General features: G+C 60.6%; 12 protein-coding genes and 2 pseudogenes. 1 reads left to right on the forward strand and 13 read right to left on the reverse strand.

The annotated features are described in order from the left end of the window. The 7 genes and pseudogenes from nodD1 to glmS all read right to left on the reverse strand — a co-directional run. A pseudogene (nodD1, locus tag M727_RS37825) lies at window positions 1-255 on the reverse strand (transcriptional regulator NodD1); the annotation flags it as partial. Window positions 256-818: 563 nt separating this feature from the next. Then, a complete protein-coding gene (locus M727_RS42550; RefSeq protein ID WP_198032715.1) occupies window positions 819-1,307 on the reverse strand; it encodes a hypothetical protein in 489 nt (162 codons plus the stop codon). Then, on the reverse strand, window positions 1,234-3,171 hold the full coding sequence (cysN, locus tag M727_RS0128395; RefSeq protein WP_027155461.1) for a sulfate adenylyltransferase subunit CysN: 1,938 nt from the start codon (window positions 3,169-3,171) through the stop codon (window positions 1,234-1,236). The genes M727_RS42550 and cysN overlap by 74 nt, the downstream gene beginning before the upstream one ends. 2 nt (window positions 3,172-3,173) lie before the next feature. Beyond that, window positions 3,174-4,079 carry a sulfate adenylyltransferase subunit CysD gene (gene cysD / locus M727_RS0128400; protein WP_027155462.1) on the reverse strand — a complete coding sequence of 302 codons (906 nt, stop codon included), beginning with the start codon at window positions 4,077-4,079 and terminating at the stop codon, window positions 3,174-3,176. A 339-nt stretch (window positions 4,080-4,418) separates the two neighbouring features. Next, window positions 4,419-4,613, reverse strand: coding sequence for a hypothetical protein (locus M727_RS41860; RefSeq protein WP_156941661.1), 195 nt, complete (start codon window positions 4,611-4,613; stop codon window positions 4,419-4,421). 26 nt (window positions 4,614-4,639) lie between these two features. Continuing rightward, window positions 4,640-4,956 (reverse strand): annotated as a pseudogene (groEL, locus tag M727_RS0128410) (chaperonin GroEL); the annotation flags it as partial. A gap of 102 nt (window positions 4,957-5,058) precedes the next feature. Further along, window positions 5,059-6,885 (reverse strand): glutamine--fructose-6-phosphate transaminase (isomerizing), encoded by a 1,827-nt coding sequence (glmS, locus tag M727_RS0128415; protein ID WP_027155465.1) that lies wholly within the window; start codon window positions 6,883-6,885, stop codon window positions 5,059-5,061. Window positions 6,886-8,173: 1,288 nt separating this feature from the next. Between glmS and hemN the strand changes: the two genes are divergently transcribed. After that, on the forward strand, window positions 8,174-9,508 hold the full coding sequence (gene hemN, locus M727_RS0128425) for an oxygen-independent coproporphyrinogen III oxidase (RefSeq protein ID WP_027155467.1): 1,335 nt from the start codon (window positions 8,174-8,176) through the stop codon (window positions 9,506-9,508). A 690-nt stretch (window positions 9,509-10,198) separates the two neighbouring features. Here hemN and M727_RS40700 read toward each other — a convergent pair. The 6 genes from M727_RS40700 to bioB form a co-directional block, all read right to left on the reverse strand. Continuing rightward, a complete protein-coding gene (locus tag M727_RS40700; protein ID WP_084646940.1) occupies window positions 10,199-10,795 on the reverse strand; it encodes a sugar O-acetyltransferase in 597 nt (198 codons plus the stop codon). Between the two features lie 607 nt (window positions 10,796-11,402). Then, on the reverse strand, window positions 11,403-12,386 hold the full coding sequence (locus M727_RS0128435; RefSeq protein ID WP_027155468.1) for a beta-ketoacyl-ACP synthase III: 984 nt from the start codon (window positions 12,384-12,386) through the stop codon (window positions 11,403-11,405). Beyond that, complete coding sequence (locus tag M727_RS0128440) at window positions 12,383-13,645, reverse strand: adenosylmethionine--8-amino-7-oxononanoate transaminase (protein WP_027155469.1); 1,263 nt, start codon at window positions 13,643-13,645, stop codon at window positions 12,383-12,385. Before M727_RS0128440 ends, M727_RS0128435 begins: the two co-directional genes overlap by 4 nt. After that, window positions 13,642-14,280 (reverse strand): dethiobiotin synthase, encoded by a 639-nt coding sequence (gene bioD / locus M727_RS0128445; protein WP_027155470.1) that lies wholly within the window; start codon window positions 14,278-14,280, stop codon window positions 13,642-13,644. Before bioD ends, M727_RS0128440 begins: the two co-directional genes overlap by 4 nt. Further along, on the reverse strand, window positions 14,277-15,419 hold the full coding sequence (locus tag M727_RS0128450; protein WP_027155471.1) for an 8-amino-7-oxononanoate synthase: 1,143 nt from the start codon (window positions 15,417-15,419) through the stop codon (window positions 14,277-14,279). The genes bioD and M727_RS0128450 overlap by 4 nt, the downstream gene beginning before the upstream one ends. Next, window positions 15,416-16,414, reverse strand: a complete 999-nt coding sequence (bioB, locus tag M727_RS0128455) for a biotin synthase BioB (protein ID WP_027155472.1) — start codon at window positions 16,412-16,414, stop codon at window positions 15,416-15,418. Before bioB ends, M727_RS0128450 begins: the two co-directional genes overlap by 4 nt. Between the last annotated feature and the right edge of the window lie 32 nt (window positions 16,415-16,446).

Raw genomic sequence — 16,446 nt, forward strand, 5'->3', positions numbered from 1 at the left:
AATGATGGAGAGCTGGACGTGTAGCAGCGCCTCGCGGACGGCGGGAGCAAGCCCCTCCGCACGGGGTGTTGGGACAAGTTCGCGGCCCCTCATCGTAAATAGCTCATCACGGAAAAAGTCGCGCAACCGGCCGACGGCCGCGCTCATGGCGGGCTGGCTCAGATTGATGCTGCGTGCGGCAGCGGTGAGNTTNCGCTCNTTCATNANNGCGTCNAGCGCGACGAGGAGGTTTAGATCAAGGCCTTTGAAGCGCACGTGTTCATTTATCCATAGCGTGGATGGGAACCATCGAAACAATCAATTTTACGGCTTTTATGGAGTGCTGTATAGAAAAATGTCAGTTCAGAAAATAGCATTCAGACATGTAAGAACCTGTCTAGAAAAGTTTTGGCGGCCAGAGCATCCGGAGACCCCCTTGGTTTTTTGGACGGACGGTGGTTGCCGGTAGGTGTGATTCTGTCGCCGATCACCCGGTTATCTTCCCCTGATCATAATTATAGTTCAATAGGTTAGTGGATGCGTGGATCTACCTCCACACAAAGCCCCCCGTGCTCCAATAGTGATCTCGTCGAAGGGGTTGAGCAGCTGGCGCGGTCGTGAATCCAACGGGTTGTCGAAACCTGATTGGAGAGACCTGATGTGGACGCCAGCTACTCGCTGCAGCATAGCCGCCAAAGCCTGCGTTACCAAACCGGTGCACACCGGCTGAGACGGGCCGTGCGCAGAGACCAATGACACGCCGACATAGAGGAAGTTCCAACCCACTCCGAGAAGATGAGGGCTCTCGCGACTGAAGCCCGTTCCGGTCAGCGACGTGGTTACATTGCCGGCGAGGGGACCACGCCCGTCACCATGATGCAGAAGACTTCCAAGCGGGCAATCAGAGATCCGGCGAAAAGGACGGCAGGAACATGCTGAGAAAGTCGAGTTGTCGACGGATTGCGCTGCGTAGTCTTCGAGTTTGTCTTCTCCGCGGCACTCCGCAACAGCTCTGCTTTGATGACCAGCACCGGCACCACACCGGCGGAGATTTCCTCTTCCGCCACACCGGCGATGCCGGCCAGCGCCTCGCGCAGCTCTTCAAGGATCACCCGCTCGGCGGCGCGGTCGGCCTCGGTCACGGGAGAGGCGTCGGCTTTCGACTCAAACACCATTCCGGCATCGAACATCGCCATGATGGCGCGGCTGGCCGCAAGCGCCAGACCTTCGAAAAGGGCCAGAATTGCCGCCTTGTCAGATGGATCCACTTTCGTCGTCAACAGGTCGTTGGACGATATTGCGTTCATGGAGCGATCTTTCGAGCGCATCTACCATCTCTTCCGGCGTTTTGCCGGTCGTTTGTAGCCGTATTTCGGCGTTTTCCGGCTGTTCGTAAGGCGAATCCAGGCCGGTGAAGTTCTTTATCTCGCCGCCGAGCGCTTTCGCATAGAGCCCTTTCGGATCGCGTGCGGCGCATTCATCGAACGGCGTATCGACGAACACCTCGATGAACTCGCCCTCGCCCATCATTTCGCGCGCCATGCGGCGCTCGGCGAGAAACGGCGAGATGAAGGAGACGATCACCATCAGGCCGGCGTCGACCATCAGGCGCGCCACTTCGGCGACGCGGCGGATGTTTTCGACACGGTCCTCGTCGGTGAAGCCGAGATCGCGATTAAGGCCGTGGCGGACATTATCGCCGTCGAGAATGTAGGTGTGGCGACCGCTTGCATGCAGCTTCTTCTCGAGCAGATTGGCGATGGTCGACTTGCCCGAGCCAGAAAGCCCCGTGAGCCAGAGAACCGCCGGCTTCTGGTGCTTGGCCGCAGCGCGGGCGCTCTTCGTCACTTCCAGCGACTGCCAGTGGATGTTGTCGGCGCGGCGCAGCCGATGCAGGATCATGCCGGCCCCGACGGTCGCATTGGTGATGCGATCGATCAGGATGAACGCACCGGTGGTGCGGTTTTCGGCGAAGCTGTCGAAGGCGATAGGCGACTGCGCCGAGATGTTGACGACGCCGACCTCATTCATCGCCAGCGATTTCGCCGCTTCCTGCGCGAAGTCATTGACATTGACGCGGTATTTCAATTCCGAAATGGTCGCGCTCGCCTGGTCGGTTTCGGTGCGCAATATGTATGAGCGGCCGGGCAGAAGCGCCTGCTCGTCGAACCAGACGAGGTTGGCGGCGAACTGGTCGGCGACCTGCGGCCGTGCTTCGGGCGCAACCAGGAGATTGCCGCGCGAAACCTCGATCTCGTCTTCCAGGACTATGGTGACCGCCTGCCCTTCCACCGCCCATTCGAGATCGCCGGCTTGTGCGACGATGCGCTTGACCCGCGACTGCTTGCCGGATTTCGCGACAACGACTACGTCGCCCTCCGCAACCGAGCCCGACGCGACCGTTCCCGCGAAGCCGCGGAAATCGAGATTCGGCCGGTTTACATACTGCACGGGAAACCGGAACGGCTGTTCGCTCGCTTCGCCGATTGCCACCATTTCCAGGTGATCGATCAGGGTCGGGCCCGCATACCAGCCGGTCAGCGTCGAGCGCCGGGAGACGTTGTCGCCGAAGCGAGCTGACATCGGGATCGGCACGATCGACGAGAAGCCGAGATCCTTCGCGAATTCCGTGTAGTCGGCGACGGTCTCAGCAAATACGTCGCGGTCGAAGCCAACCAGATCGATTTTGTTGACCGCGAGCACTACGTGGCGGATGCCGAGCAGCGAAGCGATGATCGAATGGCGCCGCGTCTGGCGCAGTACGCCCTGACGGGCATCGATCAGCACTATGGCGAGGTCGGCCGTCGAAGCGCCCGTCGCCATGTTGCGCGTATATTGTTCGTGGCCGGGCGTGTCGGCGACGATGAACTTGCGCTTCGGCGTGGCGAAGAAGCGATAGGCGACGTCGATAGTAATGCCCTGCTCGCGCTCGGCCTCGAGGCCGTCGACCAGCAGCGCGAAGTCGACGTCGTCGCCGGTGGTGCCGTGCTTGCGTGAATCGCGCTCGAGCGCGGCAAGCTGGTCCTCGAAAATCTGCCTGGTGTCGGAAAGCAGGCGCCCGATCAGCGTCGACTTGCCGTCGTCGACCGAACCGCAGGTCAGGAAGCGCAGCAGCGACTTCTCTTCCTGGTCGGCAATGAACTCGCGGGCGGTATCGGCCTCGACGAGATTTTCTGCCAGTAGGGGGCGCATTCTCAGAAATAGCCTTCGCGCTTCTTTTTTTCCATCGAGCCGGCCTCGTCCCGGTCGATCAGCCGGCCCTGGCGTTCCGAGGTTCGGGCAATCAGCATCTCATTGACGATGCTTTCGAGATCGCCGGCGTCGGAATCGATAGCCCCCGTCAGCGGATAGCAGCCGAGCGTCCTAAAGCGGACCAGGCGGTTCTCTATGACCTCGCCGGCCCGGAGCTTCATGCGGTCGTCGTCGCGCATGATCAGCATGCCGTCGCGCTCGACCACCGGCCGCTTCTCGGCGAAATACAGCGGCACGATCGGGATTTCCTCGCGCAAGATGTATTGCCAGATGTCGAGCTCGGTCCAGTTGGACAGCGGGAAGACGCGGATCGATTCACCGGGCGAGATCCGTGTGTTGTAGATCTTCCACATTTCCGGACGCTGGTTCTTGGGATCCCAGACGTGGTGCGCATTGCGGAACGAGAAGATGCGCTCCTTGGCGCGCGACTTCTCCTCGTCGCGGCGGGCGCCGCCAAAGGCCGCGTCGAAGCCGTATTTGTCGAGCGCCTGGCGCAGGCCCACCGTTTTCATGACATGGGTGTGGGTGTTCGAGCCGTGATCGAACGGGTTGATGCCGTCGCGCACGCCGTCTTGATTGACGTGCACAAGAAGGTCGAAGCCCAGTTTCTCGGCCATCGAGTCGCGAAACTCGATCATCTCGCCGAATTTCCAGGTCGTGTCGACGTGTAGGAATGGAAATGGCGGCTTAGCCGGATAGAAGGCTTTCATCGCCAAGTGCAGAAGCACCGAAGAATCCTTACCCACCGAATAAAGCATCACCGGTTTGGCAAACGTCGCCGCGACCTCACGGAAAATATGGATGGCCTCGGCCTCGAGGCGTTGCAGATGCGTCAAAGGTACATTCATGGCGGCGGGCTACACGCAAAATCTCGCGATCGAGGGAACTGATTCCCCCTGAAGTAACCTTATCGATGCAGTATTCCGCGAGATGGGTAAAATTGATTGTTTGGATAAAAGCCATCCAGGAAGCGAATAGTGGCAAACGTGTAGTGGCTCTCACCGAGAACAAAACAACCGCTGCTTGCGCTCGTGACAGTTTTGCGATGACCATTGGAAGATCTGCGGCATCGCCAGCACAAGGTTCATTTGTCTTGCTTGTTTACCTTCAGGCTGACGGGCCTCGCCTGGCCGTTCGAGTGGCTGTAGTCCAGTTACACTCTTCGAAGGTGGGGGTTCGACGCGTTGCTATATACACCGGGCGGGCGGCCGATAAATTCGGTAAAGATCGTCGGTGCCACGCCTTGCGAGATCGCCTGTGGCGAGTTCAATCAGCTCGCCCCCCTTGGTCAGATCTGCGGTGGATTGGGCATAGCCCATGATCACATTCGGACCGCGATAGATCAGCTCACCCTCAATATCTGCTTCAGCAATCTCGCCCACCTGAGCCGTCGCGCAGCAGAAGCGTCCCCGTCGACGATGATGATGTTCTCCTTGGAGATCGACATCCTCTTGGCGCGGCCGAGCATGTTGATGCCGACATTCTCGAGCTTGTGCCAAGGTCTTCCTAGATGACCCGGCCAACGGTCGGGACGGCGATGTCTTCCAGCATGGCCTTGCGGCGATCACCGGAGCCCGGCGCTTTGACGGCGGCGATCTTCAGGCCGCCCCGCAGCTTGTTGACGACCAACGTCGCCAGGGGCTCGCCTTCGACGTTTTCCGAGATGATGAGCAGCGGCTTCGGGGTCTGCACGACGGCCTCGAGGATCGGCAGCATGGCCTGCAGGTCTTCCAGATCGGTGACCAGCGGAGGATATGTCAGATCGCAACGCGGCGGCCGTCACAGCCGACATGGAGTCACAACGTCGTCACGTTTCCGGCCTGATGATTATTCGACAGTGACCGATTTTGCCAGATTGCGCGGCTGGTCAACGTCCGTCCCCATGAAGACGGCCGTGTGATAGGCAAGGAGTTGAACCGGCAAGGAGAAGATCATCGGTGCAATGATCTCGTCGACGTTGGGAAGCATGATCGTGTGCATCGTGTCGAGTTTGGATGCGGCCGCACCTCTTTCGTCCGTAATCAGGATGATGCGGCCGCCGCGTGCCGCCACTTCCTGCATGTTGGAGACGGTCTTTTCGAAGAAGCGATCGTGGGGCGCGATGACGATGACGCGCATGTTTTCGTCGACCAGCGCGATCGGGCCGTGCTTCAGCTCGCCCGCGGCATAGCCTTCCGCGTGGATATAGGAAATCTCCTTGAGCTTCAGGGCGCCTTCCATAGCCAGCGGGAAGCTGGTGCCGCGGCCGAGATAGAGCACGTCGCGGCATTTCGACAGCTCCCGGGACAGGAGTTCGATCATCGGCTGGAGGCTGTTCAGCACCTGGCCCATAATGCGGGGCATCTCGGCCAAGCTCTTGACGAGCGCCTGCTCCTCATCGTGGCTGACGGTGCCTCGCGCCTTGCCGGCACTGATCGCAAGCGCGGCGAGAACGGCAAGCTGGCAGGTGAAAACCTTCGTGGAAGCGACACCGATCTCCGGGCCGGCCAGGATCGGAAAGACTACGTCGGATTCCCGGGCAATCGTCGAGTCGCGAGTATTGACTACGGCGCCGATCTTCAGGCCATGCTCCTTGCAATAGCGGAGCGATGCCAGCGTGTCGGCGGTCTCGCCCGATTGCGAGATGAAGAGTGCTGCCGACTGCGGCGACAGTGGGATCTCGCGGTAGCGGAACTCCGACGCGACGTCGATTTCTACCGGCAGGCGCGCATAGCGTTCGAACCAGTATTTGCCGATCAGGCCCGCCAGATAGGCCGTGCCGCAGGCGGAGATGGCAAGGCTCGGCACCTTGGCGAAATCGATCGCGCTGGAAACGGGCGCGACGCGGTTGTCGATGAGGTTGACGTAGTGGCCGAGAGCCTGGGCTACGACAGCCGGCTGCTCGTAGATCTCCTTCTCCATGAAATGGCGATGATTGCCCTTGTCGACCAGATAGGCCCTCGCCATCGAGACCTGGCGCGGGCGGGTGACGACGTTGCCATCCATGTCGAAGATATGGACGCCCGACTTGCCGATCACCGCCCAATCGCCGTCGATCAGATAGGTGATTTCATTGGTGAAAGGGGCCAGGGCGATGGCATCAGAGCCGAGGAACATTTCGCCATTGCCATGGCCGATCGCCAGAGGGGGACCGTTGCGGGCCGCCATGATAGTCGACGGATCATCTTCGAAGAGAATAGCGACAGCATAGGAACCCCTCAGCCGCTTCAGCATCGCGTACATCGCCTCGCGCGGTCCCATCCCATCCCGGCGAAGTATTGCCAGGAGATGCGCGACGACCTCGGTGTCGGTCTCGGTCTGGAACTCGACGCCGGCAGCGGCCAGTTCGTCCTTCAACTCAGCAAAATTTTCGATGATGCCATTGTGCACCACTGCGATGCCGTCGGTGAAATGTGGGTGGGCGTTGCGTTCCGTTGGCGCGCCATGCGTCGCCCAGCGCGTATGGCCGATCCCGATAGTGCCGGTAAGAGGCTGTTCTTTCAGCCTTGCCTCGAGATTGACGAGCTTGCCCTCGGCGCGCCGCCGATGAAGCGCTCCACCGTCGATGGTCGCGACACCCGCCGAATCATAGCCCCGATATTCCAGACGTTTCAACGCATCGACCAGCCGTTCCGCGACCGGCTGCTGCCCGACGATGCCCACAATCCCGCACATACTCTCTTCGCGCTCCTTCCACGCCGATCGCGGCGTTCGCAAATTCCACACCTGAGCTCGCCACATCAGAAGGGCGCAGATCACATCAAACAGGCGATGATTTCTTCGGTGCGCATCAGCTGCTATCGTCGATCGACCGCGATACCCCTGATTTCATTAGATCAGCGATGTCTAATGCTACTCAACAGATTGGTGAAGTTGATTCTTTGGATCACACCCATTCGCGCCATGAATGCCTGGACAACGCCGCTGGTATTGCAACGTTTGGCGATCTCCTGGCCAACGGCGATCTCGTCCGCTATGGCCGCCGCATACTCCGGGACTACAATATTCTGCATGCTAGATAACTTGCGCCGGCCCATTTGCGCCTCTAAGGTGGTCTGGGGTTTGAAAGCCGGGGGCGGGCATGGCGTTCGTCGTTTGTGCGTTATCGCTCTTGGCGCAACGTCACTTTGTTGGCTCATGCCCAGGGCGCCTGCGATCCAAACTACACAGGTAATTGCGTCCCCATAGCCAGTGATGTCGATTGCTCATCCGGGACCGGCAATGGACCAGCGTATGTAAGCGGACCAGTCATTGTCGTAGGTTCAGATATCTATGATCTCGACCGCGATCACGACGGGATAGGCTGCGAAAACGGCTAGAGCCGCGCTATCCACCCGTAGGAATGACGCGAACTACCTCGCCAATCGCTTCGGCCGGTCTTTCCGATATTCCTCGATAGTTGCGCGCACACGGTTTGAACTACGGCGGGTCGCGTCCTCGCAGGCGCGATTTCCTAGCGGGTTTTCTTCTTCAATCCGCTGCCTCCAAAGTATCTCCGCAAACATGACTGAGACAAGTTCATCGGTGTCCATCGTGTCGCGGAGATTGGCACTTGCGGGCAGGCTGCGCCCGGCCGACGGGATAGGGGCGGCTGTCCAACAAGGATGCGGCCAATCGGGCTACGTCAGATTTTTCGAGGGATCGTACTTGCCTGTCCTGTTCCTCTCAACAAGTGAACAGAAACACTCCTTGGCATGCCGGCTGAAAGAGAGTCGCAGGTCAGTAGTGCTCAACTGCACTCGAGGCCCGACGCACATCAACCGAAGATGTCAATTTAGAGGGCCGGAACGGCACGCGGTGGCTCGGCGGCAATATGATTGTCAGGGGTAGCGACTGCTCCCGCAGTCAGCGGCTAGCGCCGAATTCAGATTTCTGGCTAAGGCGGACCGATTTGACATAGCGCAAAGACGCCATAGAGCGCAGCGGTCAGGATAATGCCGATCTGAGGAAGGAACAGGGACCATTGCAAAGCTCAATCCTGACAAAATATGGCAACGCTGGTCCGCCTTGGTATACCATCTATCCGGCTGCTCCGCAGTTCTCTGCAGCGGTCGGCGCCGAGGCTTGTGAGGAATGGCTAAGAGGCCTGCCGGCTGACGAGCCCGTGTCGCTCTATCTCCATATTCCGTTCTGCCGCTCAATGTGCTGGTATTGCGGATTCCCCACCACCGTCGCTTCCTGGGATTCACCGATCCTCGACTATCTGGCGGTTCTGCGTGAGGAGCTCCGTTTGGTCGCGGAGCAAGCGCCACAGGAGCTGCCCGTGAGCGACGTGCACTTCGGCGGCGGAACGCCGACCCTCATCGGACCTGCGGAGTTCCTGACCCTAGTGGAACTCTTGCGCCACCGTTTTGCGTTTAGGAAAACGGCTACGATCGCCGTCGAGATCGACCCGCGCACATTCACGGCCGAGATGGCCGAAGCCTTAGGGGCAGCCGGCGTGACCCGCGCGAGCCTTGGCGTGCAGAGCTTCGATCCCCTTGTTCAAAAAACGATCAATCGGGTCCAGAGTGAAGCGCAGACGACAGCCGCTGTCGAAAACCTACGCCGGCACGGAGTGAACCGCATCAATTTCGACCTTCTCTACGGTCTTCCCAAGCAGACAGTGCAGTCCTGCGTCCAGACCGCGGCCGCGGCGGCCGCCATGCGCCCCAACCGACTTGCGGTGTTCGGCTACGCGCATGTTCCGTCTTTTAAGAAAAACCAGCGCCTGATCGAGGAGGCCGCGCTGCCGGACATCGCTGCCCGCGCCGAACAGGCCGCGGCCGTGGCAGAGACGTTGGTTGCAGCAGGCTACCGCCAGATCGGACTTGACCATTTCGCCTTGCCGGACGACCAACTCACGCTGGTGCAGCAAGCCGGTCGCTTGCGGCGTAACTCCCTGGGTTACTCGGCCGACACCCCCAAAACCGTGATCGGCTTCGGTGCGTCGGCCATTGGCCGTCTCGGAGATGGTTATGTCCAGAACGAAGTTGCAACCCGTACCTACAGCCGCCACATCAGAGCTGGCAGTCTGGCGACAGCAAAAGGCTGCCGACTCACCGACGAAGACCGCGTCCGAGCCGCAATCATCGAGCGGCTAATGTGCGATTTGGAGGCCGATGTGCCGGCAATCTGTGCCGCCCACGGGTTTGACCCGGTCCCTCTTCTCAATTCAGCTGAACGCCTGGCCATGCTCGCCAAGGACGGGATAGTGGACATCGAAAAGGGGTGCATCCGCGTGAGGCAGGAGCACCGCTTTGTGACTCGGGCTGTTGCTGCTGCATTCGACGCTTATCTCGATCGCTCACTCTGTTAAGAGAGCGGATCCAAAAGCACATACTCGTCGCCGGCCGATGGAGAAATCGCTGTGAGGTCGCTGGGCTTGTGTGAGCCATCGAGCGGTTTCGGGCGAAAGAGATTGACGCCCTTATTTCTTATCGAAGAGTGCTACCAGATGCGTGGCGGGTGCCGCATAGCTCAACAGTCACAGATCCACCAGCACGCGGCCGAGCCGGATGGCAGTTCTGAGGTCTGGCAGGTGACCCAGCAGCGTACACGTCGGCTTTGAGGACATCTCATTCGCCTTCGTCCAAATGCCAGATATCTGTGCGAGCATCTTAAAAGTGTCCGGGACTTACTGAATCACGCAAGCTGAACCTTTCGCGCTCGCCGCTCGGAGGGGAACACCGCAGCTCCGCGGGAGGGAAGGCACCACAACAACGTCGCGCTCAAGATCCGCACGCCTATGGAGGGCTGCTTCATGCGCCTAATAAGGCGACCGCTGCGCCCTTTTGGCGGTGAGCTGATCGCGCTGGAGCAACCACGAACAGTAGCCAGCTCACAGCACCGCGGGACGATCCTGAGGGTTACCTAGTCGGAACGAGAACCGAGCAGGGCCTGACCTCCATCAGTAGCGTGGTCGCAATCGAATTGCCTGCCCTTCTACATCTTTGCTGCGCCTTTCACACTGACCGGCCTTGGAAAGGACGAGTTGCGACCTTACAGCTTAGTCGCTAGCTGGCGAGTAGGTTTCGCGCTCATTGGCAGAGATTTCTCGGATCACGCGACAAGGATTACCAGCTGCAAACACTCCAGCTGGAATGTCGCGTGTTACGACACTGCCTGCACCGATCACAGTGCCTGATCCGATGGTCACGCCAGGCAGGATAATTGCCCCGGCCCCCACCCAAACGTCTGATCCAATCTCAACCGGCTTTCCGTACAGCTGCTTGCGGCGAAGGGCAGCATCAAGTGGATGCATCGGTGTCAGGATCTGGACGCCTGGACCAAAAAGCGCGTAGTCACCTATACGAACACGGCAAGCATCCAGAACTATGCAGTTAAAATTGAAAAATACTTGTGCACCCAACTCTATGTTGGAACCGTAGTCGCAGAAAAAGGGTGGCTGTATAGACACAGTGTCTCCACCTTTCCCGAAAATATGTTTGCAAAGGTTCCGTCGTAGATCTTCATCCGCATCGCTTGATGAGTTTATCTTCTGGCACAAGTCTCTTATCCTGTATCTCTCTGCAACGAGATAAGGATCGAGAACATTGTAAGGCTCTCCGGCCAACATTTTCTCGGTTTCTGTGCGTAGGCCCATCTATAAAATCCCAACTTCTAAACAGTTTCGTCTATTTGGTTTCTAATTCAAGGTTCTGCCTACTGGTTGGATAAGGTAACTTGAAGTAGGCTCTCTGTCACCAGGGATAGAAAAGGAATTTCCGGCCTGCAAAATTCCATCGGGGGCGCAACTACGTATGTCAAACGCTGCAATCAAAACGCATCGTGCCCTTCACGACCGCCCGCGAGTTCAGGGCCGGCCTTCGCGAAGGCAGCTGTCCGTTGCCGCGAAGCTGTTTGCGGCCGTTGGAAAGCGGTTGCTGACCCTCATTCACCTGATGGACGGCGACAAAACGGTGACGGACCTGATCTCTCTGGTGGGTGGTACCCCGACTACCCTTTCATCTGAGCGATATGGCCGAACTCGGGATCGTCCAATGCCGCACTAAAGGCAGATATTCGTGTACGTCGGAAGACGCAGAAATGGTCCTTCGCGTCCTCGTGGATCGTCCGCGGCCATGTCGGCGAATTCGAGATGGTCGGCCAGGTTCCCGTTCACTTCCCAGCCCAGCCTGTTTCAAGGGGCGACGGACCGAACTCTACAAAATGTGATCGTCCAGCGCCATCAAAACACAGATCGGTCCGGGCTAAAAGCCAACCACCAATGCCCCACCGGCGAGGCCGGCACCGGCCGCCGCCAGCAGCAATTTCTTGCCCCGCTGAATCGGATTGGCGCTGTGCGCGATCGACAGCGACAGCGGAATGGTTGCGGCTGACGAGTTGCCATAATTGCTGATGGTTTTGACGATGCGGGAGTCCTCGATGCCGAGCGACTTGCCGACCGCGTCGCAGATACGGGCATTTGCCTGGTGAGGCACAAAGCGGGCCACGTCTGCCGGCGTGAGGCCGGCTGCCATCAGCGCCTGCCTGGAACAGTGGCTCATCATCTCCACAGCTTTGAAGAAGACTTCTCGGCCGTTCGCGATGGTCATGCGGGTTTCGGCGATATCAATCTCGTCAGCAAACGGACGGTTGCTGCCGCCCGCCGGAATATGGATCAGGCCATAAGCGGAGCCGTCCGAGGCAAGCGAGGAGCCGAGTATGCCATGGCCGGGATTCCCTGAAGGGGCGAGCACCACCGCACCTGCGGCATCGGCGAACAGCACGGCACTTGCACGTTCGGCCGGATTGATCCGACGGCTCAATATGTTGGCTGCGATGACGATGGCTGGCTTGTTGTGCAGGCGGACAAATCCGTCGGCAAAGGTCATGGCATAGATGAATCCCGCGCACGCACCGGCAAGGTCGACCGCGCCGGCATTTTCGAGGCCAAGCCTGTGCGCTACCAATGGTGCGCTGGGCGGCAGGAGGTGATCCGGCGTCGAAGTGGCGAGCAAAAGCAGACCGATGTCCTTGCGATCAACACCTGCTGCCTTCAACGCCATGTCGCCTGCTTGTGTCGCCAGGCCGGAGAGCGTGTCGTCTGGTTCTGCCCAGAAGCGTGACCGGATTCCGGTGCGCCCCTCGATCCAGCCGGTTTCCAGACCGAGGCTCGCCTCGATCTCCGCATTGCCAACCTTGCGCGCTGGCAAGTGATGGCCAAAGCCTCTGATGCGCGCCGTGCGTTTCATATGCCGTCGCTCGCAAGATCGGCTGCGTCGTCTATTGTCCCGTAGAGTTGGTCGAGTTTGTCCGATGTCACACAATAAGGTGGCAGCACGTAGATGACATTGCCAAGTGGTCTTATTAGCAACCCGCGCTCGAGGAAGAAGGCGCGCAGCCTTGGGCCGACCTCGGCCAGATAGCCTGCAGTGCCGACGCGCAGGTCGAGCGCGGCAATTGTGCCTGTCGCACGCACATTCTCAAAGCGCGGATCCTTGTCGAACCGCGCAACCTTGTCCGCCTGCATCCGCGACAGGGCGGCCACACGCTCCGCCACGGGGTCATCCTTCCAGATGGCGATATTCGCAAGTGCCGCCGCGCAAGCGATTGGATTTGCCGTGTAAGAACTTGAATGGAAGAAGGTCCTGGCCCGATCCCGGGAAAAATGGGCGCGGAAGATCGCATCGGTGGCAAGCGTCGCCGCAAGCGGCAACGAGCCACCAGTCAGACCCTTGGACGTGCACAATATGTCGGGCGCGATCGCCGCCTGTTCGCAGGCGAACGTGGTACCGGTGCGGCCCCAGCCGGTCATGACTTCGTCGGCAATGACAAGCGTTTCAGAATGCTCGGCAATGCGTTTAAGCTCGGCAAGAACCCAGGCAGGATACATGAGCATCCCGCCGGCGCCGAGTACCAGCGGCTCGATGATCAGTGCAGCAACCCCGCGGCCGCGCGTCAGCTGTTCGAAGATGTCGAGCGTTTTCTGCTCGTGGCCTGCGGTGGGGAAGGGGATGGTGTCGACCGCAAACAGCAAGGGCTCATAGGCTGCATTGAAGACGCCACGCGCGCCGACGCTCATCGTGCCGATCGTGTCGCCATGATAGCTGTGCTCCATAACGACGATGCGCGAGCGCGGCGCGCCGTTGTTGCGGTGAAAGCCGAGCGCCATTTTCAGCGCCACCTCGACACTGGTCGAGCCGCTGTCGGAATAAAAGACCCAATCGAGACCCGCGGGCGTCATGTCGACCAGGGCCGAGGCCAATTGCTCTGCGGGCTCGTGGCTGAGCCCGGCAAAGATCACCTGGTCGAGTGTCTCGGTCGCGTGTCGGATCGCCGCCATGATCTTTGGATGGCGGTGGCCGTGCGTGATGACCCACCAGGAGGAGATGGCATCGAGGATGGTCCTTCCGTCAGCCGTTTCCAGATAAGCGCCCCCGGTCCGCGCGATCGACGGCATGGCCGGTTCGAGCGCGTGCTGGGTGAAGGGGTGCCAGACAGCGGAGCTCATGGCCGGATTTTCTCGAAGTCGTCGGCATTGAATGAGGTGCGCATGGCGGCGGAGAGTGTACTGGGCGTCAGGGATTCCAGGAGCGGCAGACGCCCAAGCACGCGAACTTTGCCCAATTCGGCGATCGTTTTTTGCGTGTCGACCATCCTGTCGCCGACGAACGCGATGCCGAGCAGGGGTATCGAGCGGGAGCGAAGAGCCTCGACGGAAAGCAGCGTATGATTGATGGTGCCGAGGGTGGTGCGGGCGCAGAGCACCACCGGCGCGTTCCATCGCGCGAAGACGTCGATGTAGAGCGCGCGCCTGTTGAGCGGCACCATCAGCCCGCCGGCGCCTTCCACAACCAGTGGTCTGTCCGTCGCGGGCAGTGACAGTGCCTGTGCATCGATTTCCACGCCGTCCAACTTGGCGGCAAGATGTGGCGATAGCGGCTGGCGGAGGCGCCAGGCTTCCGGCAGCACACGAACTGCAGGCAGATCGGCGAGCAGGGAAACAACCTCGCTGTCGGTTTCTTCGCAGGTGCCCGATTGCACGGGCTTCCAGTAAATGCCGTCAAGCAGGCCGGTCAGCCCCGCCGCGAACACCGTCTTGCCGACGCCGGTGTCGGTGCCGGTGACAACGATCTGGACCGTCATGGCGTGCGCTCCCATTCCGCGGCAAGCGCATCGAACAGCGCCGAAACGTCGGCCTCGCCGACATTCAGCGTCAGCGAGATGCGCAGCCTCGCGGTGCCTTCTGGCACGGTTGGCGGACGGATGCCGCGCACGTCGAACCCGCGCGCCTGCAACGCCTCAGCCAGCGCCATGGCGCGGGCATTGTCGCCGACGATGACGGGCAGGATCTGCGAGCCGCTCGCAGGCAGGCCCAGCGCCTCGGCCCTCTTGCCTGCAAGCGCGACCAGGCTGGCCAGCCGCTCACGTCGCTCCGGCTCATCGGCGACGATGGCGAGGGCCGTTGCCGCCGCCACTGCCATGAGCGGCGAGGGTGCGGTGGCATAGATGAAGGGACGGCAGCGGTTGACGAGATAATCGCAAAGCACAGCCGGCGCGGTGACCAGCGCCCCCGATCCTCCCAACGCCTTGCCGCAGGTGTGCAGCACCAGGACATTATCGCGGCCCTCGAGATGGTGGGCGAGACCGCGCCCGCCGGGACCATAGACGCCGGTGGCGTGCGCCTCGTCGGCGAACAGGAATGCATCGTGACGGTCGGCGACCTCGATCAGTTCGCCCAGCGGAGCCCGGTCGCCATCCATGCTGTAGAGGCTCTCGACCACGATCCAGACACGACCGCTGCCGCCCTTTGCACGCCAGGCACGGATTGCGTCGTTTACCGCATCGGCATCGTTGTGCGTGGCTTCCATCACTTCGGCACGGCCCGCTTGTGCCCCCTCGTGCGCGCTGGCATGGTTGAGTTCGTCCAGCACGATCAGGTCGCCCTTCTGGGGCAAGGTCGTCAGCACCGCGAAATTGGCGACATAGCCGCTGCCGAAAAACAAAGCGCGCTCGGCCCCGAAGAAGTCAGCCGCCTTGGCTTCGAGCGCCTCGTGCTCAGGCGTGTTGCCGCGCAACAGCCGCGAGCCGGTCGCACCGACAGGCGTGCCGGCGGCGAGCGCTGCCGCAAGCGCCTGCGCCATGCGTCTTGAGCGCGCCAGGCCGAGATAGTCGTTGGAGGCGAAGTCGAGCCCTGAGCGGGTGCTCAAGGTCCGCAATCGGTTCTTGCGGGCGAGCCCGCGCAGGCTGGCCTCGTAGCGGTCGAGCAACACCCGCCCGTTCACAGGGCTTTGCGCGCAATCGGCTTGATGCCGAGCCGGCGCAACAGGGCACTGTCCTTGCATTCTTCGGGATTTCCGGCGGTCAGCAACGTGTCGCCGACGAAGATGGAGTTTGCCCCGGCAAAGAAGCACAGCGCCTGCATCTCATCGCTCATCGCCGTACGGCCGGCGGATAGGCGCACATCGGACTTCGGCATCAGGACGCGGGCGAGTGCGATGATGCGAACGAATTCGATCGGCTCGATCGGTGGCGCCTCGGCCAGCGGCGTGCCGGGCATAGGAATCAGCATGTTGATCGGCACGCTCTCGGGCGGCTCCGGCAGGTTGGCAAGCATCACCAGCATGTCGATACGGTCGGCCTTCTCCTCGCCCATGCCGACAATGCCGCCGCAACAGACATTGATGCCGGCCTCGCGGACATTGGCGAGCGTTTCCAGCCGGTCGGCAAAGGTCCGGGTCGAGATGATCTCTTTATAATATCGCTCGGAGGTGTCGACGTTGTGGTTGTAATAGTCGAGGCCGGCCTCCTTGAGCCGGTGCGCTTGGTCGAGGTCGAGCATGCCCAGCGTCATGCATGTCTCCATGCCGAGAGCCTTCACACCCTCGACCATGGCGACGACGGCGCCCATGTCGCGGGCCTTTGGGCTGCGCCAGGCGGCTCCCATGCAGTAGCGCGTGGCACCTGCGTTCCGCGCCTTTCTGGCCTCGGCGATGACGCGTTGAACATCCAGCAACTTGGAGGCCTCGAGGCCCGATTGGTGCTGCGCGGATTGGCTGCAATAGCCGCAATCTTCCGGGCAGCCGCCGGTCTTGATCGAGAGGAGGCGCGACAGCTGCACCTGGTTTCGGTCGAAATTCTGGCGATGAATCGTCTGCGCCAGGAAGAGCAGGTCGTTGAAGGGCAAGTCGTGGATAGCCTCAGCCGCCTCGCGGGTCCATTGCTGGGACACTCCGTCGGCTGAGCTTGCCGCAGCGTTCGGGTACAATTCGCTGTTCATTCCACCTCCATTGTAAAAAGCGTTCGCTGTGC

The sequence above is a fragment of the Mesorhizobium sp. WSM2561 genome, from assembly GCF_000513915.1.
Lineage (GTDB): Bacteria > Pseudomonadota > Alphaproteobacteria > Rhizobiales > Rhizobiaceae > Mesorhizobium > Mesorhizobium muleiense.